The sequence below is a fragment of the Streptomyces sp. NPDC055815 genome (genome assembly GCF_053616475.1).
Genome location: NZ_JBSHDU010000002.1, coordinates 221864 through 242344 on the forward strand (window position 1 = coordinate 221864; position 20481 = coordinate 242344).

At 72.9% G+C, this 20481-nt stretch carries 20 protein-coding genes; 9 read left to right on the forward strand and 11 right to left on the reverse strand.

The annotated features are described in order from the left end of the window. Positions 1–393 precede the first annotated feature (393 nt). From ACWGN5_RS02780 to ACWGN5_RS02795, 4 genes are all read left to right on the forward strand, one after another. Positions 394–2289, forward strand: coding sequence for an FHA domain-containing protein (locus tag ACWGN5_RS02780; protein ID WP_453510808.1), 1896 nt, complete (start codon positions 394–396; stop codon positions 2287–2289). Between the two features lie 164 nt (positions 2290–2453). Next, positions 2454–3986 carry an SDR family oxidoreductase gene (locus tag ACWGN5_RS02785; protein WP_453510809.1) on the forward strand — a complete coding sequence of 511 codons (1533 nt, stop codon included), beginning with the start codon at positions 2454–2456 and terminating at the stop codon, positions 3984–3986. Next, positions 3983–5356: a cryptochrome/photolyase family protein gene (locus ACWGN5_RS02790; protein ID WP_453510810.1), complete on the forward strand. Its 1374-nt coding sequence runs from the start codon at positions 3983–3985 to the stop codon at positions 5354–5356. The genes ACWGN5_RS02785 and ACWGN5_RS02790 overlap by 4 nt, the downstream gene beginning before the upstream one ends. 174 nt (positions 5357–5530) lie before the next feature. Further along, positions 5531–6160, forward strand: coding sequence for a sigma-70 family RNA polymerase sigma factor (locus ACWGN5_RS02795; protein WP_453510811.1), 630 nt, complete (start codon positions 5531–5533; stop codon positions 6158–6160). 40 nt (positions 6161–6200) lie between these two features. On the opposite strand, the gene ACWGN5_RS02800 is transcribed toward ACWGN5_RS02795, so the two are convergent. Continuing rightward, entirely contained in the window at positions 6201–7313 is a 1113-nt protein-coding gene (locus ACWGN5_RS02800) for a MerR family transcriptional regulator (protein ID WP_453510812.1), read from the reverse strand. Positions 7314–7384: 71 nt separating this feature from the next. After that, a complete protein-coding gene (locus ACWGN5_RS02805) occupies positions 7385–7978 on the reverse strand; it encodes a flavin reductase family protein (RefSeq protein WP_453510813.1) in 594 nt (197 codons plus the stop codon). Positions 7979–8105: 127 nt separating this feature from the next. Between ACWGN5_RS02805 and ACWGN5_RS02810 the strand changes: the two genes are divergently transcribed. Beyond that, positions 8106–8552, forward strand: coding sequence for a nuclear transport factor 2 family protein (locus tag ACWGN5_RS02810; RefSeq protein ID WP_453510814.1), 447 nt, complete (start codon positions 8106–8108; stop codon positions 8550–8552). A 53-nt stretch (positions 8553–8605) separates the two neighbouring features. Then, a complete protein-coding gene (gene lnt, locus ACWGN5_RS02815; RefSeq protein WP_453510815.1) occupies positions 8606–10216 on the forward strand; it encodes an apolipoprotein N-acyltransferase in 1611 nt (536 codons plus the stop codon). Here lnt and ACWGN5_RS02820 read toward each other — a convergent pair. Together ACWGN5_RS02820 and ACWGN5_RS02825 are read right to left on the reverse strand one after the other, a co-directional pair. After that, entirely contained in the window at positions 10161–11066 is a 906-nt protein-coding gene (locus ACWGN5_RS02820; protein ID WP_453510816.1) for a Gfo/Idh/MocA family protein, read from the reverse strand. The two genes, lnt and ACWGN5_RS02820, sit on opposite strands and share 56 nt — an antisense overlap. A gap of 61 nt (positions 11067–11127) precedes the next feature. Next, positions 11128–12354, reverse strand: coding sequence for an FAD-dependent monooxygenase (locus tag ACWGN5_RS02825; RefSeq protein ID WP_453510817.1), 1227 nt, complete (start codon positions 12352–12354; stop codon positions 11128–11130). 173 nt (positions 12355–12527) lie between these two features. Here ACWGN5_RS02825 and ACWGN5_RS02830 point away from each other — a divergent pair, with 173 nt between their 5' ends. The 3 genes from ACWGN5_RS02830 (at position 12528) to ACWGN5_RS02840 (ending at position 14346) form a co-directional block, all read left to right on the forward strand. Continuing rightward, positions 12528–13145, forward strand: a complete 618-nt coding sequence (locus ACWGN5_RS02830; protein WP_453510818.1) for a TetR/AcrR family transcriptional regulator — start codon at positions 12528–12530, stop codon at positions 13143–13145. 65 nt (positions 13146–13210) lie between these two features. Further along, positions 13211–13738, forward strand: a complete 528-nt coding sequence (locus ACWGN5_RS02835) for a DinB family protein (RefSeq protein ID WP_453510819.1) — start codon at positions 13211–13213, stop codon at positions 13736–13738. Positions 13739–13857: 119 nt separating this feature from the next. Then, complete coding sequence (locus ACWGN5_RS02840) at positions 13858–14346, forward strand: hypothetical protein (protein WP_453510820.1); 489 nt, start codon at positions 13858–13860, stop codon at positions 14344–14346. A gap of 73 nt (positions 14347–14419) precedes the next feature. Here ACWGN5_RS02840 and ACWGN5_RS02845 read toward each other — a convergent pair whose 3' ends face one another. From ACWGN5_RS02845 to ACWGN5_RS02875, 7 genes are all read right to left on the reverse strand, one after another. Continuing rightward, positions 14420–14893, reverse strand: a complete 474-nt coding sequence (locus tag ACWGN5_RS02845) for a hypothetical protein (protein WP_453510821.1) — start codon at positions 14891–14893, stop codon at positions 14420–14422. A gap of 70 nt (positions 14894–14963) precedes the next feature. Continuing rightward, complete coding sequence (gene ung / locus ACWGN5_RS02850; protein WP_453510822.1) at positions 14964–15647, reverse strand: uracil-DNA glycosylase; 684 nt, start codon at positions 15645–15647, stop codon at positions 14964–14966. A gap of 95 nt (positions 15648–15742) precedes the next feature. Further along, positions 15743–17320, reverse strand: coding sequence for an ABC transporter substrate-binding protein (locus ACWGN5_RS02855; RefSeq protein ID WP_453510823.1), 1578 nt, complete (start codon positions 17318–17320; stop codon positions 15743–15745). 148 nt (positions 17321–17468) lie between these two features. Further along, complete coding sequence (locus tag ACWGN5_RS02860; protein WP_453510824.1) at positions 17469–18236, reverse strand: SDR family oxidoreductase; 768 nt, start codon at positions 18234–18236, stop codon at positions 17469–17471. Positions 18237–18264: 28 nt separating this feature from the next. After that, positions 18265–19026, reverse strand: coding sequence for a 3-oxoacyl-ACP reductase FabG (fabG, locus tag ACWGN5_RS02865; protein WP_351181289.1), 762 nt, complete (start codon positions 19024–19026; stop codon positions 18265–18267). A 169-nt stretch (positions 19027–19195) separates the two neighbouring features. Then, positions 19196–19579 carry a DUF3037 domain-containing protein gene (locus tag ACWGN5_RS02870; RefSeq protein ID WP_030686313.1) on the reverse strand — a complete coding sequence of 128 codons (384 nt, stop codon included), beginning with the start codon at positions 19577–19579 and terminating at the stop codon, positions 19196–19198. Next, positions 19576–20421, reverse strand: coding sequence for a HipA family kinase (locus ACWGN5_RS02875; protein ID WP_453510825.1), 846 nt, complete (start codon positions 20419–20421; stop codon positions 19576–19578). The genes ACWGN5_RS02870 and ACWGN5_RS02875 overlap by 4 nt, the downstream gene beginning before the upstream one ends. Positions 20422–20481 lie beyond the last annotated feature (60 nt).

Genomic DNA, 20481 nt, shown 5'->3' on the forward strand with positions numbered 1-20481 from the left:
TTTTTTTCTTCGGGGCCGCCAGTCCCGCCCCCCCCCCCCCCCCCGCCGTCCCCGGGGGTGCCGGTTGTCCCCACCGAGGGCCCCCCCCGGCCCCCGGCGGGGGGGCCCCTTCCGCATTCCGGCCCCCGTCGTCCCGTCCCCGCGCACGTGGGTCGCTTTTCTGCGCATCGGCCCCAGGCGCCCCCCTCGGAACTCCGGTGTCACATCGTCACCAGATGGTCACCGTGTGATGAGCGATGGGTCCGCACGCCTTCTCATCCGCCTCGCGGCCCGAATATCATAGCCCTGCGTTCCGGTCCGCTCGCCGTGTGTGACGCAGGGGGTGCTGTTCGTCTGGGCGGCCGGTCTCGCAATTTCGTCATCGGATCCGTGACTCATGGAATTGGGTGACCCATGCCTCCTCGGCTCGTCGGCCATCAGGGCTCTCTGGCGGGACAGCAGTTTCCGATCGGCGCCACTCCGCTCACCCTGGGTCGCAACGGCGACAACAGCGTGGTGATAACGGAGGGGAACGTCTCGCGCTTTCACGCCGAGGTGCGTCGCGAACGCCATGGATTCGTCCTCTACGACAGCGGCAGCAGTAATGGGACACGCGTCAACGGGACGCGCGTCACCTCGCACGAACTGCAGCCCGGAGACCTCATCGAGATCGGCACCGAGACGCTCCGCTTCGAAGCCGCCGACGCGATGGAGACCATCCTCGACCTCTCCGTGCTCGGGCCGGTCGCTCCGTCCGCGGCGACCCTCGCGGCAGGGCCGGTGCTGAACGTCACGGTGACCGGCGGCGGTCCCGTCGGTCTGAGCTTCGCGCTCCTCCTGGAAAGCCTCATGGGGCCCCGCGTGTCCATCACCGTGTACGACGGCCGATGGGTCCAGGACGGAGCGAAGGTCGTCTGGAAGACCGCGGCGCAGGGCAACGTCAGGCGGCAGCAGGTCGTCACCGTGCAGAGCCGCCAGTACCTCAACCTCCCCGAAGAGGTGCAGGCCCGGCTCTTCCGCGGCGACGCGTACTCCGAAATGTGGCCGGTCGGCCCCGATTCGCTCCGTGACCGCAAACCGAGGAACCTCCGCATCGCGTACATCGAGGACACCCTCCTCGAATTGGCCAACGAGAAGCCGGAGCGGATCCGGCTGGTTCCCGAAGTGTTCGACCCCGCCGCCTATCAGAAGGCGGAGACCCGGGGACATGTACTCGCCGTCTGCGAGGGGAGCCGCTCCCGGACGCGCGAGCATTTCACCGACAGGTTCGGCAACGCCGACAAGTCCATCTACTCGCTGAACGGTCAGCACCTTCAGGACGTGGTCCTCGGTCTGCGCGTCAAATCGGCCCTGACCGACCCCATGACGGTCCTGTTGACCGTCTCCCAGAACCGCTTCCTCCTCAACGCCCTGCGCGGCGAGGGTTTCCTGAACATGCGGCTCACCGACGCCGAGGCCGCGGAAGTGATCGGCATCGACCCGGTCCGGCACGTCTTCGAGGAATGCATCGCCTCGCGCCCGTGTGTCATGGGACGGGACGACCACGGCGACTTCCAGTGCTCGACGCACAGCACGCTCTTCCTGCCCGCCATGGTCAGGAGTTCGGCCCTGTGGAGGCGGGTGCGGGAGGGGCTGGCACTGTTCGGAGTCGCCGAGCGGGACCTGAGCGCCGTCACCGCCTTCCGGCTCGACATGGTGCAGCGGCCACGGTTCACCACCCGGCTGCTTCCGGCCACGGCGACCACCCCGGGGACGTACGGCTTCCTCCTCGGCGACGCCGCCAACGCGATCCACTTCTGGCCCGGCCGCGGGCTCAACAGCGGTCTGGGCTCGGCCATGTCCCTGGCCCGGTCCCTCAACGGCGCCTGGACCGGAAGGGCGTTCCGGGACGCCGACTTCACCCGCCACGAAGCGGCCATGTCCATGCTCCAGTACCGGCACAAGAGCCGCGCCTGGAACACGATGATCACCACCGACGAGAACGGCGTCAGCCGCGCGATCAAGGAGAGGATCGCCCAGAGCATCGAGGAGTCGGAAGGGAAGGACCTGGAGAGGGACGCGGACATCGACGCGCTCATGGAACGGCTGCGGGGAATCCGCGACCGGCTGGCACCGCGCGTCCCCGGCATGCCCGACGACGCGACGCTCCGGAACCACCTGGAGACGCTCGGCTCCTCGACCCTGCGGACCCTGTGGGAGAGCGGCGCCTGGGACACCCTGATGGTCGGCGGCGAAGAGGTGGACATCGACATCTTCTACCGGCCGGCCGCGGCCAACGCCGCCCCCGCCAGGACCCCCGCCCCGAGCTGACCGCGCGCGTCCCCGGCAGCGCTCGTCCGTCCCGACCCGGGTGCCGAAGGAGGCGGGCCGCGCGTGCGACGGCAGGGCCACGGCCCGCATCCGCGCGCGCCCGCCGAGGCGAAGAACCGGCGTAGGGCGTGTACGCCAGGGCCATCGGCGAAACGGATCAGCGCATGAACACTCCAAGACCGGCCGGAGGCACCCGCTGCCTGGTCACCGGCGCGACCGGCTACATCGGGGGCCGCCTCGTGCCGGAGCTCCTCGACGCCGGTCACCGCGTCCGCTGCCTCGCCCGGCATCCGGACAAGCTCCGTGACGTCCCCTGGGTCGACCGGGTGGAGGCGGTGCGCGGGGACGTCACCGACGCCGCGAGCCTCCGCGGGGCGCTCGACGGCGTCGACGTCGCCTACTACCTCGTCCACTCCATGAGCTCGACGGCGGAATTCGAGGACCGGGACCGCTTGGCCGCCCGTGTCTTCGCCGCGGAGGCCCGGTCCGCCGGAGTGCGGCGGATCGTCTATCTGGGCGGCCTCACCCCGCGCGGAGTGCCGGAGAGCGACCTCTCGCCGCACCTGCGCTCCCGTGCCGAGGTGGGCCGCATCCTCCTCGACTCGGGCGTCCCCACCACCGTGCTGCGCGCCGCCGTCGTCATCGGTTCGGGATCCGCCTCCTTCGAGATGCTGCGGTACCTGACGGAACGGCTGCCGGTCATGGTCACGCCCAGCTGGGTCGGCAGCAGGGTCCAGCCCATCGCCGTGCGCGACGTCCTGCGCTGTCTGGTGGGCAGCGCCGGCATGCCCGCCGACGTCAACCGGACCTTCGACATCGGCGGCCCCGACGTGCTCAGCTACCGGGAGATGATGATGCGGTACGCCGAGATCGCCGGCCTCCCCAGGCGCCTCATCGTTCCCGTGCCCGTCCTCACCCCGCGGCTGTCGAGCCAGTGGATCGGTCTCGTCACACCGGTGCCGGCCTCCCTGGCCAAGCCCCTCACCGAGTCGCTCCGGCACGAGGTGGTCTGCGGCGAGCACGACATCGCCCGGTACGTTCCCGACGGCCCCGGGCAGCCCATCCCGTTCGAGGAGTCCCTCCGTCTCGCCCTCCGCAGGGTGCAGGACGCGCAGGTCACGACCCGCTGGTCCTCCGCCTCGCCGCCCGGCGCGCCGAGCGACCCGCTGCCGACCGACCCGGACTGGGCGGGCGGCAGTCTCTACACGGACGAACGGTCACGCGCCGTCGACGCCGGCCCGGACGCCCTGTGGCAGGTCATCGAGGGCGTGGGAGGGGAGAACGGCTGGTACTCCTTCCCGCTGGCCTGGGCCGTCCGAGGCTGGGCCGACCGGATCGTCGGCGGAGTGGGACTCCGGCGGGGCCGCCGGGACGCGGCACGTCTCCGGGTCGGCGACGCCCTGGACTTCTGGCGCGTGGAGGAGATCGACCGCGGACGCCTGCTCCGTCTCCGGGCCGAGATGCGCCTGCCCGGCCTCGCGTGGCTGGAGATGATCGTCGAACGGGACGAGGCGGGCCGTACGTCCTACCGGCAGCGGGCGCTCTTCCATCCGAAGGGCCTCGCGGGCCAGGCGTACTGGTGGGGCGTCTCCCCGTTCCACGCCGTGGTCTTCGGCGGCATGGCCCGGAACATCACCCGGACCGCCGAGACGCACGGCACGCTCACGACCGGCGGCCGAGCAGGGAGGACGCGATGACCGTCGCCGTCGTTCTCTACACCTCCGACCTCCGGGTGCACGACCACCCGCCGCTGAGGGCCGCCCTCGAAGGGGCGCAGGAGGTGGTGCCGCTGTTCGTGCGCGACCGGGCGGTGGACCGGGCCGGCTTCGCGGCCCCCAACCGGCTGGCCTTCCTCGCGGACTGCCTGGTGGACCTCGACCGGGCGCTGAGGGAGCGGGGCGGCCGGCTCGTGGTGCGGAAGGGCGACACGGTGTCCGAGGTCAGGGCGGTGGTGCGGCAGACCGAGGCGGACGAGGTCCACCTGGCGGCCGGTGCGACGGCCTTCGCCCGGGCACGGGAGGAGCAGCTGCGCAAGGTGCTGGAGGAGGACGGCTACCGGCTGTACGTGCACGACGGCGTGGTGGACGTCGTGCCGCCCGGTGACCTCACCCCCCAGGGCTCGGACCACTTCGCGGTCTTCACGCCGTACCACCGGCGCTGGGCGGGCGAGCCGCTGCGGACACCGCTGGCCGCCCCCAGGGCGGTGCGCGTGCCGACGGGGGTGCGCTCGGAGCGGCCGCCCCGGCGCTCCGGGATCGCGGACGTGTCGCCGGGCCTCGCCGTGGGAGGGGAGAGCGAGGGGCGCAAGCGGCTCGCCTCGTGGCTGACGGCGCACGGCGACGCGTACGAGCAGCGCCATGACGACCTGGCGGGCGACGCCACCTCGCGCCTCTCGCCGTACCTCCACTTCGGGGCCGTCTCCGCCCTGGAGGCCGTGCAGCGGGCCAGGAAGCGCGGCGGCGCCGGAGCGGACGCCTTCGTGCGGCAGCTGTGCTGGCGCGACTTCCACCGTCAGGTGCTCGCCGCCCGGCCCCGGGCGGCGAGCACGGACTACCGCCCGCGTCACGACCGCTGGCGCCGGGGTGCCGGGGCCGAGGCGGACCTGGCGGCGTGGCGCGAGGGACGGACCGGCTATCCCGTCGTCGACGCCGCCATGCGGCAACTCGCCCACGAAGGCTGGATGCACAACCGCGGCCGGCTGCTCACCGCCTCCTTCCTCACCAAGACGCTGTACATCGACTGGCGCGAGGGCGCCCGCCACTTCCTCGATCTGCTGGTGGACGGCGACGTCGCGAACAACCAGCTCAACTGGCAGTGGGTGGCCGGGACGGGGACGGACAGCCGCCCCCACCGCGTCCTCAACCCGGTGCTCCAGGGCAAGCGGTACGACCCTGACGGCGCCTATGTCCGGCGCTGGGTGCCGGAGCTCGCGGACCTCGGCGGGCCGGCCGTCCACGAGCCCTGGCGCCTGACCGGCCTCGATCGGGCCGCCTATGACTACCCGGACCCGCTGATCGAGCTCTCCGAAGGGCTGGCGCGCTTCCGGCAGGGACGGGGGACCTCCTGAGCGGTGCCGCGTCGCTCGGATTCCGATGCGGAAACGATGCGGGTTGAGGAGCAGGGGGCCGCCGCCGGAACGTGAGGACACGGAATCGACGAGGTTCCGCCGTACCGCCGCTCCGATACAGGCGGTCGCACGCCCCGGTGGTCACCCGCGCCACCGCCCGGAGGAGGAACCGTCATGACCGAGCCCCGGACGACCGGCCGCCTCGCCACCCGGGCGGAGACCCACGCCCACCGCACACGGCGCGGCACGGCTGCCGCCGACGACGACGAGCGGATCGCACGAGGGCTGGTCCAGGGGGACGAGCGCTGCCTGGACGCGGCGTACCACCGCTGGGGACGGCTCGTGCACGCGCTCGCGGCCCGCGCCCTGGGCGACCCCCGCGAGGCGGAGGACGTGGCCCAGCAGGTGTTCGTCGCCGCCTGGCGGGGCCGCGCGAACTTCCGTCCCGAGCGGGGGACCCTGCCGGCGTGGCTCACCGGCATCACCCGCCGGAAGATCGCCGACGCGCTGACCGCACGCACCCGGCGCACCGAGCTCACCGCGGCCCTCGGCGCCGCACTGGAGCACAACGGCGGCTCCCAGGAAGGCCCCGAGCGGATCATCGACCGGCTCCTCGTCACCGAGGAACTGGCCAGACTGCCCCGCGCCCAGCGCGACGTCCTGGAGCTCGCCTACTTCGCCGACCTGACCCAGACGCAGATCGCCGACCGCACCGGCATGCCGCTCGGCACGGTCAAGAGCCACGCCCGCCGCGGCCTCCGGCGCATGCGCCACGGTCTCGACCTCGCCGCGACCGGTGGGTGACGCGACCGCACCCGACCGCCTCGCACCTGAGGCGGCGGCGTCACTCCTCCGTGCTCACGGCCGGTTTCCCGTACGACTCCGCGATCGCGGCCGGATTCCCGTACGACTCCGCGATCCCGGCCGGATTCCCGTACGACTCCGCGATCCCGGCCGGATTCCCGTACAACCGGGAGATCACGCCGAGGGCCTCGGGCAGCCCGGTGGGACGCATCATGCCGGGAGCCGGGGGCCGGCCGAGCCAGCCGGGGCCCGCCAGCAGGACCAGGGGGGCCGTGCGTGCTCCCCGTACCCCGAAGGCCGTCCCCGCGACGTGCCGGGCCAGGGCGTGGTTCGCGGTGGACCTCGCCTGGGACCAGAGGGCGACGGCGGCCGCCCCCGAGCGTCGCACCGCCGCGTCGAGGGCCTCCGCGGGCACCGCCGCGCCGAACATCCTGGTCGGCAGGCCCCGCTCCGCCAGTCCCGCCGCGAGCGCCTCCAGAGGCAGCGTGTGCTGCTCCCCGGGGACGCACGCCAGCACGACCGGGGCGGCCGGGGTAGCCGTCGCCGGGCCGGTCACGGCGGCCCGGCGCAGCGCGGTGGAGACGTGCCAGGACAGCAGGTGCTCCACCTCGACGTAGCGGTCGCCGGACGACTCCCACCTGCGGCCCACGGCGTGCAGCGTGGGGACCATGATCTCCTGCCACGCGGTGACCAGGCCGTGTTCGGCCAGCGCCTCCTGGAGCAGCCCCTCCATGGCGGGGCCGTCGAGGCGTACGGCGGCGCGGGCGAGCCCGCGGGCCTCCCGCCGCACGTCGCCCCGCGGGAGGCCGCTGCCGGGTCCGGGTCGACGGGTCCTCCTGGGGACCACGGGGGCCACGGGGGCCACGGGGGCCACGGAGGCGTCGGGGACGGCCTCGGGAACGGTCGACTCCGCCGAGGTCCGCGTCTGCCGTGCGGCCCTCGCGGCCTCGGCGGGCGGGACGCCCGTGGCCGTGAGACGGCACATCTCGTCGAGCACCGCGAGGTCCGCCGGGCTCCACCGCCTGTGCCGGCCGTCCGCGCGTACGGCGGGACCGATGCCGTACCGCTGGTCCCAGGAACGCACCGTGGTGGGAGAGACACCCAGACGCCGTGCCACGGCACCGGTCGTGATCCCGTGAGCCGTATCGGACATGCCACCCACGATACGAGGTCCAGCCGATGCGGAAACGATGCACGGAAGGGCGGGTCGGGAGCTGAGGGCTCTCAGTTCTCGTAGGGGACCCTGGCGATCTCCTCGATGCCGCCCAGGGTGCCCCACTCGTTCTTGCCGAGCCGGGTCAGCGGGCGCATCAGGGTCATCTCGGGGTGGCCGTCGACCATGACCGACTCGTCGACCGCCGCGTGCACGACCCGGCCGAAGACGACCGTCGAGTCGCCGATCCGCAGCGTGCTGTGCAGCTCGCACTCCAGGGCCACCGGCGACTGGGCGACCCGCGGCGGCTTCACCCGCAGGCTCGGCTCCCGCTCGATGCCGCACGCGTCGAACTCGCTCACCCCGCGCGGGAAGTCCGTGGAGGTGGCGTTGATCCGCTCGAAGAGCCCCTCGGGGGCGAGGTTCACCACGAACTGCCCGGTCTCCTCCACGTTGCTCAGCGTGTCCTTGCGCCCGACCGAGGTGAACTGCACGACCGGCGGCGCCACCGAGGAGATGGTGAAGAAGGAGTGCGGGGCGAGGTTGTCCGTCCCGTCGGCCGAGGCCGTGGACACCCAGGCGATCGGCCGGGGCACGACGGTGGCGGTGAGGAGCCGGTAGAAGGAGGTGCGGTCGGTCAGTTCGGGATCGATGTTCACGCGCATGGCCGCCAGTATGACCGGCCTCTCGGGGGTCCCCCGCCCGGCCGTCGGCCCCGGCACCTCGTGGGCCCGTGCACGACGGGCGCGCACACCCCTTGGCCCCTGGCCCCCGCTGCCCGACACTGAGCCGATGACGCAGCGCGTGGACCTCGCGACCGTGATGGACCGATTCGCCCTCGACGACCTGGTCACCGGGTACGCGGCGGCCGTGGACGAGGGCGACTGGGACGCCTACCGGGGTCTGTTCACCCCGGACGGCCGGGCCGACTACCGCGGCTCGGGCGGCATCGAGGGGCCGTCGGCGGAGGTCGCGGAGTGGCTCGCCGCGACGCTGCCCCTCTTCCCCGTACGCCAGCACCTCATCGTGAACCGGCGGGTGCGGTTCCGTGAGCCGGGCGGCTACCCGGAGACCGGGGACCGGGCGGACATAGGCGCCGACTACGTCAACCCGATGCGGTTCGCCTCCGGCGAGGAGTTCGTCTGCGGCGGGCGGTACGCCTTCGCGGCGCGCCGCACCGCCGACGGCTGGCGGCTGACCTCGGTCGTCGTCGACGAACGGTGGCGCCGCCACAGCTGACCCCCGGTCACCGGGGCTTCGCGGACACTGGAGGCATCGACGGGAGGCACGTCATGCGTGGTCCGTTCGTGGTCCGCCGCCGAGCAGGCCGGGCCGAGCGCTCCCCCGCCCGCCGGCGCGCCGGGCGCGGGGCCGCGCGTTCCCTGCTCGCCGTCGGCTGCGGCGCCCTGCCCGTGCTCGCCTTCCCGGCCCCCGGGCTCTGGTGGTGGGCCGGTCTGGCGCTCGTACCGTGGCTGCTGCTGATCCGTTCCGCGCCGGGGGCCCGGCGTGCCGGTCTCGACGGCTGGTTCGGCGGCCTCGGGTTCATGCTCGCGATGCACCACTGGCTGCTGCCGAGCCTGCACGTGTTCCTGCTGCCGCTCGCCGCGCTGCTCGGTCTGCTGTGGCTGCCCTGGGGGTGGCTCGTCAGGGCGCTCCTCGGCGGAACGCCGTCGCTGCCGCGGGCGGCCGTGGCGCTGCTCGCGGTGCCCTCGGGCTGGCTGCTCGTCGAGCTGGCCCGCTCCTGGGAGGGGCTCGGCGGACCGTGGGGGCTGCTCGGCGCCAGCCAGTGGCAGGTCCCTGCGGCGCTGCGGCTCGCCTCGGTCGGCGGAGTGTGGCTGGTGAGCCTCCTGCTTGTGGCGGTGAACACGGCCGTGGTCCTGCTCGTGGCGTCGCCCGGGCGGCGTGCCGTCGGGGTGGCGGGGCTCGCCGCCTGCGCTCTCGTGGTGGGGACGGCGGCCTGGGGCGTCCCCGCCCCGCGCGAGAGCGGGACGGTACGGGTGGGGCTCGTACAGCCGGGGGTGTTCGGTGGCCCCGACGGGCCCGAGGGGCGTCTCGCGCGGGCCGAGGCGCTGACCCGCTCCCTGGCCGGGCAGCGGCTCGACCTGGTCGTGTGGGGCGAGAGCGGGGTGGGCGCCGATCCGACGGGCGACCCGAAGCTCGTGGCCCGGCTCGCCGCGCTGTCGCGGGCGGTGGGCGCGCCGCTCCTGGTGAACGTGGACGCGCGGGGCGCCGACCGTCCCGGCATCCACAAGAGCGCGGTCCTGGTCGGCCCGTCGGGTCTCACGGGTGACCGCTACGACAAGATGCGGCTCGTGCCGTTCGGCGAGTACATCCCGGCGCGTCCGCTCCTGGGCTGGGTGACGTCCGCCGGCCGGGCCGCGGAGGAGGACCGGCGGCGGGGCTCCGAGCCGGTCGTGATGGCCCTGCCCGCCCGCGAGGCCGGTGCGTCCCCGCTGCGCGTCGGACCGCTCGTCTGCTTCGAGTCCGCGTTTCCCGACATGAGCCGCCGCCTCACCCGCGACGGGGCCGGCCTGCTGGTCGTGCAGTCGTCGACCAGTACCTTCCAGGACAGCTGGGCGCCCGCCCAGCACGCCTCGCTCGCGGCCCTGCGGGCGGCGGAGACGGGCCGTCCCGTGGTCCACGCGACGCTCACCGGGGTCAGTGCCGCGTACGGTCCCGACGGGCGGAGGGCCGGCCCGGTGCTCGGCACCGACGCGAGCGCCGCCGTCGTGCGCGAGCTGCCCCTCTCGGGGACGACGACGGCCTACGTCCGCTGGGGCGACTGGCCCTTGTACGGTGCGCTCGCGGTGGTGGGCGCGGTGTGCGCCGCCGAGGGCGCGGGCGCCTTCAGGACGCCTGTGCCAGAGCGTCGCGGACGACGCGCTCGCACAGCTCGTGTGTGAGGAGCGCGTCGCGGGCGCTGAGCACCCGGCCCTCCCGTACCGAGTCGAGGAAGGCGAGGACCGCCTGCTCGATGCCGCGCTGCCGGGCCACGGGCACCCAGTCGCCGCGCCGGCGAACGCTCGGCTGCCCCTTGTGGTCGACGACCTCGGCGAGGTTGAGGACCTGGCGCTTGGTGTCCTGCCCCGACACCTCCAGGATCTCCTCGGTGGAGCCGTTCATCCGGTTCATCATGCCGATGGCGGTGAAGCCGTCGCCGGAGAGCTGGAGCACCACGTGGTGCATGAGGCCCTCGCGGATCCGGGCCCGCACGTCGATGTGCTCGACCTCGCCGGGCAGCAGGAACCGCAGGGTGTCGACGACGTGGATGAAGTCGTCGAGGACGAGGGTGCGGGGGTCCTCGGGCAGGCCGATGCGGTTCTTCTGGAGGAGGATCAGCTCGCGCGGGTGGTCGAGGCACTGGGCGTAGCTGGGGGCGAGGCGCCGGTTGAAGCCGACGGCGAGGCTGACCGAGCGCTTCTCGGCGAGTTCCACGATCCGCTCGGAGTCGGCGTACTCGTACGCGAGGGGCTTGTCGACGTACGTGGGGACACCGGCTTCGAGGAGCCGGCCGGCGATCTCGGCGTGGGCGGCGGTGGAGGCGTGGACGAAGGCCGCGTCGAGTCCGGCGGAGAGCAGCGAGTCGAGGTCGAGGTGGCGTCGTCCGGCAGGCAGGTGCAGGGTGTCGGCCACCCGCTCCAGGGTCGCCGGGGTGCGGGTCTGGAGGTGCAGTTCGACCCCGGGAAGAGCACCGAGGACCGGGAGGTAGGCCTTCTGCGCGATGTCGCCGAGTCCGATGCAGCCAACCTTCACGGGGTCTCCCTTGTCGTCGTCCACCGGCCCTTGCCCGTAAGGGCCGTTCGCGCCGGTCAGCTTACGCGGGACGGATCACGCCCTCGGTCGAAGGAGCGGCGTCGACGGGCGGGTGCCAGTCGCAGATTCCGTCGAAGCCGCGCAGCGCGAGACCGGGCCCGAACAGGGAGACGGCGCTGACGGCCGCGTTGCGCAGGGCGACGGCGGGCCCGCCGGAGAGCAGGGTGAGCGCGCCGGTGCGGGCGGCCTTGCGGACGATGGCGGTGGTGCGCGGCAGCCGGTCGGCGGTGTACGCGGCGAGGGCGCGGCTCGGCAGGAAGCCGGGGGCGGCGCCGGCGTGGTGGGCGAGGACGACGGCGTCCTCGACGGCCTGGTTCCCGCCCTGGCCGAGGCTCGGCATCATCGCGTGCGCGGCGTCGCCGAGGAGGGCCACCCTCCCGTGGTGGAAGGCGGGCAGCGGGTCGGGCAGGTGGTGGACGTCGTGCCGCAGGATCCGGTCGGGGGCGACTCCGGCGAGGATCTCGGGGACGGGGTGGTGCCAGTCCCCGAAGAGCCGGAGCAGTTCGGCCTTCTCGTCGTCGGGTGCGTGGCCTCCGGCGGGGGCGGCGGCCATGGCGTACGCGTAGACCCGGCCGTCCTTGAGGGGCTGGCTGCCCCACAGCCGGCCGGCGCCCCAGGTCTCGTGCGGGGCGAAGGGCCGCGCGGGGGCGGGGACGACGACGCGCCAGCTGGTGGCGCCGGAGTAGCGCGGGCCGGGGTGGTCGGGGAAGAGGGTCGTGCGGGTCGCCGAGTGGATGCCGTCGGCGCCGAGGACGAGCTCGGCCTCGATCTCGTCGAGGGCCCCGGTCCCGGTTTCCGTGACGGTGAGGCGGGCGGGGCGGTGGTCGTCGCCGGGGTCGGTGACGGCGGCGGTCACGCCGGTGCGGACGGCGCCTTCGGGGAGGGCGGAGGTGAGGATGTCGACGAGGGCGGCGCGGTGGAGGAGGACGAGGGGCCCGCCGAAGCGGGCGGCGGCCGCCTTGGCGTCGGTACGGGCGAGCCAGCGGCCGGCGGGGGTGCGCATGCCGCCGTCGCCCTGCCAGGCGGAGAGCTCGCGGACGCGGTCGCCGAGGCCGATGACGTCGAGGGCGCGCTGTGCGTTGGGGGCGAGGGCGATCCCGGCGCCGACGGGGGTGAGGTCGGCGGCGCGTTCGAGGACGGTGATGTGCCAGCCGCGGCGGTGCAGGGCGACGGCGGCGGTGAGTCCGCCGATGCCGGCTCCGACGACGACGGCGCGGTGCTTGTCCATGGCTGCTCCTCGGCTCGGTACGGGCGGGGCGACGGGCCCTGCGGGTGCGGTCGGCCCTGCGGATGCGACGGGACACCGCGGGGGAGCCCGACACCGCGCCTCACTACAGCTGTAGTGAGGCCGACACCGTGACCGTACTACAGCTGTAGTCGTGCCGGTAGTAGGTTGTCCCCATGACCTCAGCCACCGCCGGTACCCCGGCCCCGGAGTCCCCCGTCTCCCGCGCCGAGCGGATCGGCGACGCCGCCCTCGCCCTCCTGGTCGAGCGGGGGATGCGGGGCCTGACCCACCGCGCCGTGGACGAGCGCGCGGGGCTGCCGCAGGGCTCCACGTCCAACCACGCCCGCACCCGCCAGGCCCTCCTGGAGACGGCCGTACGGCGCCAGGTCCAGCGGGAGGCCGAGGTCCTCACCCCGCACGAGCTGCCGGGCCCGGAGAGCGGCGGCGAGGCGCTCGTCGACGCGCTCGCCCTCGCCCTGCACCGCTATCTCACCGACCACCGCTCACTGCTGGTCTCCCGCTACGAGCTGGCCCTGGAGGCCACCCGCCGCCCCGAGCTCCGGAGCTTCTTCGACACGGCCGGCGCGACCTTCCACACCCCGCTGATCGCGATGATGACCGCGGCCGGCTCGCCCGAGCCCGAACGGCACGCGCTCTCCCTGATCGCCTGGAGCGAGGGGCTGATGTTCTCCTGCGCAGTGGGCTCCTTCCACGCGGCCGTACCGAGCCGCGCGGAACTGCGCACCGGCTTCGACGAGTTGCTGCGCGGCATGCTCAGGGACCGGGGCTGACACGCCCCGCCGGACGGCCGCGAAACCCCTGGCGCCGTCCGCGATCATGGGAGACGATGCCGCCCATGACCACCGAACGCACCGAAACCGTCACGCGCGTCGAACCCGGCACCACCACCGGCGAGCGCGAAGCGCTGGAGCAGTGGCTCGACTTCCATCGCGCGACCCTCGCGACGAAGTGCGAGGGGCTCGACGACGCCCAGCTGCGCACCCCGTCCGCCCCGCCCTCGGACCTCAACCTGCTCGGCCTGGTCCGGCACATGGCCGAGGTCGAGCGCGGCTGGTTCCGCAACGTCCTGGCCGGCGAGAAGGCGCCGTGGATCTACTCCACGGAGGCGGACCGCGACGGGGACATCCACGCCACGGACGAGGACACCTACGAGGAGGCCCACGCCACCTGGCAGGCCGAGATCGCGCACGCGCGCACCCTGGCCGCCGGCCGTGACCTCGACGACCTCGGCGTGGGCGAGCACCGCAGCGGCGAGACCTTCAACCTCCGGTGGATCTACCTCCACATGATCGAGGAGTACGCCCGCCACAACGGCCACGCGGACCTCATCCGCGAGCGGATCGACGGCGTGACCGGCGACTGACCCCGTACCGGAACGCATCCCGGGCCGGTCAAGGCCGGGCCCCGCGCGCCTCACCCGTGCGGGGCATTCCCCGCCGGTAGGGGCGCGAAGATCGCGGACGGACCAGCAGAGTTGCGCGGGTGCATGGAACCCGAACCACAGCGAAGATCCTGGTCGGAGCGGCGGTCGCCGCCCTCGCGGGCTGCGTCTCGGTGGACGCCCCGCCGACGGCGCCCGCCCACGCCCCCGCGCCCGCGGCCGACACCGCACGCCCCGCCCAGGACGTGGCACCGCAGATCGTCGAGGGCCCGGCCCGTGAGGCCCTCGAAGCGGCGCTCCCCGCTCCCCCGCCGTCCACCGCGCCCCGCGCGACGCCGCCGGCAGGGCAGCACCGGCGGACGGCGACGCCGCCCGGGCCGGAGGCCCCGCACCCCGGCTCCGTACCGCAGCGGCAGGAGCGACCGCGCCCGTCGGCGCGGCCGGACCTCCCCGAGCTGCCGGACCTCGGGAGGCTGCCGAAGGGCCCGCCGGTCTCCCGGGACGAGGTCTGCGATCTGGGCCGGCGGTACGGGGGCTGGACCCCCGGCAGCGATCAGGCGAGGATCTGCCACGGCACGTACGGCAGGTGAGCCCTGGCCGTACGCCCCGGAACCGTCCCGCGTCCCGTCACGCGACCCTTCCAGCGCCTCTTCACGCGCCCCGTCACGCGCCTCGGAGTCGCAGCTCCAGGCGCTCGATCGCGGCCCGTACCCCGTTCCCGTAGCCGTCGTCGTCGAGGTGGTCCGAGGCGGCGCGGGCCCGGTCCAGATGGACCCGCGCGGCGTCGGGCCGCTGGAGCTTGACGTAGTCGGCGGCCAGGTTGAGATGGAGCGAGGGGTACAGCGCCCGGAGCGCGGCCGCCGAATCGTGCTCGGCGAGCCGCTCCTCGGCGAGGCCCTCGGCCGCGCTCAGCGCCCGCAGGTCCCAGGCCAGCTCGGTGTCGGGGTCGTCCTGGGCGTCCGCCATGTAGTGCGCGAGGGTGCAGCGGTGCAGCGGGTCGCCGTCCGGGCCGATCTGCTGCCAGATCAGCCCGAAGCGGTTACGGGCCTCCTCGCGGTCGCCGCCGTGGAGCAGCATCATGGCCTGCCCGATCCTGGTCATGACCCCGTCGTCCGACACCTGCTGCTGCTCGGTCACCGCGACCTCCACCCGCTCTCCCACTGGGAGTGACGACGCTAGCCGGAGCCGGCCCGGATCGGGCCGAGGCTCAGCCGAGGTCCGGGATGCGCCAGTCGATCGGCTCGTGTCCCTGGGCGGCGACGGCCGCGTCGATCTGGGTGAAGGGGTGCGATCCGAAGAACTTCTTCGCCGACAGCGGCGAGGGGTGCGCGCCCTTCACCACGACGTGCCGCTCCTCGTCGATCAGCGGCAGCTTCTTCTGCGCGTAGTTGCCCCACAGGACGAAGACGGCGGGGTCGGGGCGGGAGGCGACGGCGGTGATCACCGCGTCCGTGAACTTCTCCCAGCCCTTGCCCTTGTGCGAGTTCGCCTCGCCGGAGCGGACCGTCAGCACGGCGTTGAGCAGGAGGACGCCCTGCTCGGCCCACGGCATCAGATAGCCGTTGTCCGGGATCGGGTGCCCGAGCTCCTCGTGCATCTCCTTGTAGATGTTCCGCAGCGAGGGCGGCGTCTTCACGCCGGGGCGGACGGAGAAGCACAGGCCGTGGCCCTGCCCCTCGCCGTGGTACGGGTCCTGACCGAGGATCAGAACCTTGACCTTGTCGTACGGGGTGGCGTCGAGGGCGGCGAAGACCTCGTCCTTCGGCGGGAAGACCGGCCCCTTGGCCCGCTCCTCCTCGACGAACTCGGTGAGCTGGGCGAAGTACGGCTTCTGCAGCTCCTCGCCGAGGACACCCCGCCAGGACTCGGGCAGCATGCTGGTGTCGGTCACGGTCACAACCTCCGGTGGACGTTCGTGTTTCTCCGTCCCAGAACCTATCGGGGGCCACTGACAGTGGCCCCCGGCAGGTCGTTCCGAGAGGTCGGCTACCAGCTGGCCCGGCGGCTCAGCTCCCACATCTGCATGACCGTCTGCGGGTCGAGGGCCCGCTCGCCGCCGCCGATGTCCTCACCGGCCGCGATGTACAGCTTGCCCTGCCACAGGGGCAGCAGCCGGACGTCCTGGACCATGATCTCCTGGGCCTCCACGAACTCGTCCGTGACGGTCCCGCGGTCGCTCTCGCGGCGGGACTTCGGGAGCAGCTCGTTGGTGATCCGGGAGCTCACGTAGGGCGTGCCGAGGACGTTCTCCTTGCCTATGAAGGGGGCGACGAAGTTGTCCGGGTCCGGGAAGTCGGGGAACCAGCCGCGGCCGAAGACCGGGTACTCGCCCTTCTGGTAGCCCGCCTGGAACTCCTTCCAGGGCTTGCCGTGCAGGGTGACCTTGAAGAGGCCGGACTCCTCCAGCTGCCGCTTGAGCTCGGCGAACTCGGCGGCCGTCGAGGAGCCGTACCGGTCGGTGGTGTACCAGAAGTCCAGGGCGACGGGCTCGGTGATGCCGGCGTTGCGCAGGATCTTCTTCGCCTTCTCCACGCTGGGCGAGCCGAAGCGGTCGAAGAACTTGGTGGTGTGGGCGGCGATGCCCTTGGGCACCATCGAGTACAGGGGCTCGGCGGTGCCCTGGTAGACCTTGCTGACCAGTTCGTCGCGGTTGACGAGCTGGGCGATCGCCTTGCGCACGGCCGGCTTGGCGACGGACTCGTCCTCGGCGTTGAAGACCAGGTAGCGGATGTCGGCGCCGGTCGACTCGACGAGCTGGAGACCCTTGTTCTCCGGCTTGTCCTCCTGGAGGGAGACGACCTCGGCGGCGGTGAGGCCGCGGTAGGTGGCGTCGATCTCGTCCTTCCGGAGGGCGGCGACCATGGCGTCGGAGTCGTCGAAGTACTTGATCGTGACGCCGCCGTTCTTGCGGTCGGCGAAGCCCTTGTAGGAGGGGTTCTTCGTCAGCTCCGCCGCCTCGCGCTCGGCGTACGAGTCGAGGACGTACGGGCCCGAGCCCATGATCTTGCCGTCCTTGCGGAGCTGGTCGGCCGGGTACTCGGCGGGGTCGACCAGCGACATCGCGGGGGTGGCGAGGACGAACGGGAAGGTGGCGTCCGACTTGTTGAGGCGGAAGACGACGGTGCGGTCGCCGACGGTCTCGATCTTGTCGAGCGAGCCGAGCATGCCGTTCGGGCCGCCCTTGTGGTTGATCGTGCGGATGCGCTCGATCGAGTACTGCACGGCCTGGGCGTCCAGCTTGTGCCCGTTGGAGAACGTGAGGCCCTCCACGAGCTTGCACTCGAAGACCCGGCTGGAGGTGTCCGTGAACTTGCAGTCGGCGGCGTCCGCCTGCGGGGTGGTGCTGCCCGTCGGGAAGGCGACCAGGGTCTGGAACACATTCCGGAAGAGCTCCCAGGAATTGTCCCAGGCGGCGGCCGGATCAAGCGTGGTGGGAGAACTCGTCGTGCCGACGACGATTCTCTGATCCCCGGCGGATTCACTGTCCGAGAAGACACCGCATCCGGTTACCAGGGATATGGACACAAGGGCTGCAGCGGCCTGCAGACTGGTCCGGTTGAACACGTGCACGCTCCTCGTTCAGCCAGGGGTCGGCCGACGATACCGCAGCACCCCGCCAGGTCAATCTTCGAGCCCGACGGGGCACTTGAGGCATTCGACGTATAACCGGGCGCAATCCGGACAGGGAATCCGGGAAGTGTCCGGTAATCGGTCACCCGACTCCGGCGTTCAGGAAAATGCCGCCGTCGACGACGAGCGTCTGACCGGTGATCCACTCCGACTGCGACGAGGTCAGGAAGGCGGCCGCGCCGCCGATGTCCTCGGGCGCGCCGAGCCGGCCGAGCGGATAGGCCGCGGCCGCCTCCGTCTCACGGCCCTCGTAGAGCGCCCGCGCGAATTTCGTCTTCACGACGGCCGGCGCGATGGCGTTGACCCGCACGAGAGGCGCGAATTCGTGCGCCAGCTGAAGGGTCAGATTGATCATCGCGGCCTTGCTCACGCCGTACGCGCCGACGAAAGGCGAGGCGGAGACGCCGGCGATCGAGGCGATGTTCACGATCGCCCCGCCGTTCTCCTTCTGCCAGGCGTGCCAGCTGCGCTGGGCGAAACCGAGCGCGGAGATCACGTTCGTCTCGAAGACCTTGCGGGCCACCCCGAGGTCCAGGTCCGCGATGGGCCCGAAGACGGGGTTCGTGCCGGCGTTGTTGACCAGGAAGTCCAGACGGCCGAAGCCGTCCATCGCCGCCTCGACCGCGGCGGCCTGGTGGACCTCGTCGTGGGCCTTGCCGGGGACGCCGATGACACGGTCGGCCCCGAGCCGCTCGACGGCCTCCTTCAGGGCCTCCTCGCCGCGCCCGGTGATGACGACCCGGTCGCCGCGGGCGACCAGGGCCTCGGCGATGCCGTAGCCGATGCCCCGGCTGGCGCCGGTGACGAGGGCGACCTTGCCGGACAGCTCCGGCCTTTCCTGCGTGCTCATGCGCGCCTCCTCCTCTCGCTGCCGGTCGTCAGTTGAGCGGGCCGCCGGCCACGTACAGGACCTGGCCGGAGACGAAGCCGGCGTCGTCGCCCGTGAAGAAGGCGATCGCGTTGGCGACGTCCTCGGGGCGGCCGACCCGCTGCACCGGGATCATGGAGGCGGCGGCCGCCTGGAAGTCCTCGAAGCCCATGCCGACGCGCTCGGCGGTCTGCGCGGTCATCTCGGTGACGATGAAGCCCGGGGCGACGGCGTTGGCGGTGATGCCGAACTTGCCGAGCTCCTTGGCCAGGGTCTTGGTGAAGCCCTGCAGACCGGCCTTGACGGCCGAGTAGTTGGCCTGGCCGCGGTTGCCGAGCGCCGAGGAGGAGGAGAGCGAGACGATCCGGCCGAAGCCCGCGTCCACCATGTGCTTCTGGACGGCCTTCGCCATCAGGAAGGCGCCCTTGAGGTGGACGTTCATGACGAGGTCCCAGTCGGCCTCGGACATCTTGAAGAGCAGGTTGTCGCGGAGCACGCCCGCGTTGTTGACAAGGATCGTCGGCGCGCCGAGCTCGGCGGCGACCCGCGCGACGGCGGCCTCCACCTGGGCGCTGTCCGAGACGTCGCAGCCGACGGCGAGAGCGGTGCCGCCCGCGGCGGTGATCTTCTCGACGGTGTCCTTGCAGGCCGCCTCGTCGAGGTCGAGTACGGCGACGGCGCGGCCCTCGGCCGCCAGGCGGAGCGCGGTGGCCGCGCCGATGCCCCGTGCGGCACCCGTGACGACGGCTACGCGCTGCTCGGTGGTGGACATGCTTGGTTCTCCTCGCCCTTGGATCGTCCCTGGTCGCGGTCGAACCGGTGGCGCGCTCCTGCGTCCCGCACATGAGCGACCGCTTAGTATCGTCCGCAGACGAGACGCTAGAAGCCCTGGCACCCGGTGTCAACGGCCCACCGGGTGCACCAGGTCACTCCGTGGTCACCTACCGCACGAGAAGGTCGAGCAGCCGTTCCACCTCGGCCTCGGGGTCGGCGGTCAGACCCGTGTGGACGGGCCCCGGCTGCACGACCGTGGAGCGCGGCGCGATCAGCCAGCGGAAGCGGCGCCCCGCGTCGTCACGGGCGGCCTGACCGGCCGCGTCGCCGCCCAGGCAGACCCCCTCGACGGCACGCAGCGCGGCCCGTACGCCGGTCACGTCGGCCGCCGGGTCGAGCACCGTCAGCTTGGCCTCGTCCAGATGCGTACGGGCGGCCACGAAGGACCGGGCACGGCAGTAGACGACCACTCCCGCGTTGAAGCACTCGCCGCGCTCCACCCGCGGCACGACGCGCAGCAGCGCGTACTCGAAGACATCGCGGTCGGTCACGTCGTGCTGTCCTTCTCGGTGGAGTGCTTCCTGGGCGCGAGGCGCTCGGCGAGCCAGCCGGGCGGCTGCTGCGGCCGGCTCTCGGTGCGGGGCCCGAGCGTGATCCGCTCGTGGATCGTGGCGGCGCGCGGCAGCAGCGCCGCGACGTACGCGTCCCGCACCTCGTCGGTGCTGTCGAAGCCGGGCTCGTCGACGAGCCACTCGTCGGGGACGTCGGCGGCGACCTCCTCCAGGAGCTCGCGGGTGACCAGCGGGGCGAGCTCGGCGGCCGCGGCGGCGACGTCCGGGCCGAAGGGGGCGAGCGCGTGGTCGGAGGCGTCGTACGGCTTCGCGGCGGACGCCTGGGCGCCCGGCCAGTTGTGGTGCCAGATCATGGTCGCGCCGTGGTCGATGAGCCACAGCTCGCCGTGCCAGACGAGCATGTTCGGGTTGCGCCAGGACCGGTCGACGTTGTTGATCACCGCGTCGAACCAGACGACCCGCCCGGCCTCCAGGGGGTCGACCTCGTACGCGAGCGGGTCGAAGCCCAGCGAGCCGGGCAGGAAGTCCATGCCCAGGTTGAGCCCGCCGCTCGCCTTGAGCAGCTCCTGCACCTCCTGGTCGGGCTCGGAGAGCCCGATGACCGGGTCGAGCTGGATGGTGACGAGCTCCGGCACCCGCAGCCCGAGCCTGCGGGCGAGCTGCCCGCAGACGACCTCGGCGACCAGGGTCTTGCGCCCCTGGCCGGCGCCGGTGAATTTCATGACGTACGTGCCGAGATCGTCGGCCTCGACGATCCCGGGGAGCGAGCCGCCCTCACGCAAGGGGGTGACATAGCGAGTCGCTGTCACTTCTGTAAGCATCTCGCCAGGCTATCCGGCGACGGATCCTGGTGAGGGCAAGCGGTTCCGGACGCGTACGCG

Excerpts from the sequence above, each read along its gene's own strand:
- ACWGN5_RS02785 (WP_453510809.1), top strand. The coding sequence starts at position 2,454 with ATGAACACTCCAAGACCGGCCGGAGGCACCCGCTGCCTGGTCACCGGC.
- ACWGN5_RS02825 (WP_453510817.1), bottom strand. The coding sequence starts at position 12,354 with ATGGACAAGCACCGCGCCGTCGTCGTCGGAGCCGGCATCGGCGGACTC.
- ACWGN5_RS02805 (WP_453510813.1), bottom strand. The coding sequence starts at position 7,978 with ATGCGCGTGAACATCGATCCCGAACTGACCGACCGCACCTCCTTCTAC.
- ACWGN5_RS02830 (WP_453510818.1), top strand. The coding sequence starts at position 12,528 with ATGACCTCAGCCACCGCCGGTACCCCGGCCCCGGAGTCCCCCGTCTCC.
- ACWGN5_RS02875 (WP_453510825.1), bottom strand. The coding sequence starts at position 20,421 with ATGCTTACAGAAGTGACAGCGACTCGCTATGTCACCCCCTTGCGTGAG.
- fabG (WP_351181289.1), bottom strand. The coding sequence starts at position 19,026 with ATGTCCACCACCGAGCAGCGCGTAGCCGTCGTCACGGGTGCCGCACGG.
- ACWGN5_RS02780 (WP_453510808.1), top strand. The coding sequence starts at position 394 with ATGCCTCCTCGGCTCGTCGGCCATCAGGGCTCTCTGGCGGGACAGCAG.
- ACWGN5_RS02860 (WP_453510824.1), bottom strand. The coding sequence starts at position 18,236 with ATGAGCACGCAGGAAAGGCCGGAGCTGTCCGGCAAGGTCGCCCTCGTC.
- ACWGN5_RS02835 (WP_453510819.1), top strand. The coding sequence starts at position 13,211 with ATGACCACCGAACGCACCGAAACCGTCACGCGCGTCGAACCCGGCACC.
- ACWGN5_RS02790 (WP_453510810.1), top strand. The coding sequence starts at position 3,983 with ATGACCGTCGCCGTCGTTCTCTACACCTCCGACCTCCGGGTGCACGAC.
- ACWGN5_RS02795 (WP_453510811.1), top strand. The coding sequence starts at position 5,531 with ATGACCGAGCCCCGGACGACCGGCCGCCTCGCCACCCGGGCGGAGACC.
- ACWGN5_RS02800 (WP_453510812.1), bottom strand. The coding sequence starts at position 7,313 with ATGTCCGATACGGCTCACGGGATCACGACCGGTGCCGTGGCACGGCGT.
- ACWGN5_RS02810 (WP_453510814.1), top strand. The coding sequence starts at position 8,106 with ATGACGCAGCGCGTGGACCTCGCGACCGTGATGGACCGATTCGCCCTC.
- lnt (WP_453510815.1), top strand. The coding sequence starts at position 8,606 with ATGCGTGGTCCGTTCGTGGTCCGCCGCCGAGCAGGCCGGGCCGAGCGC.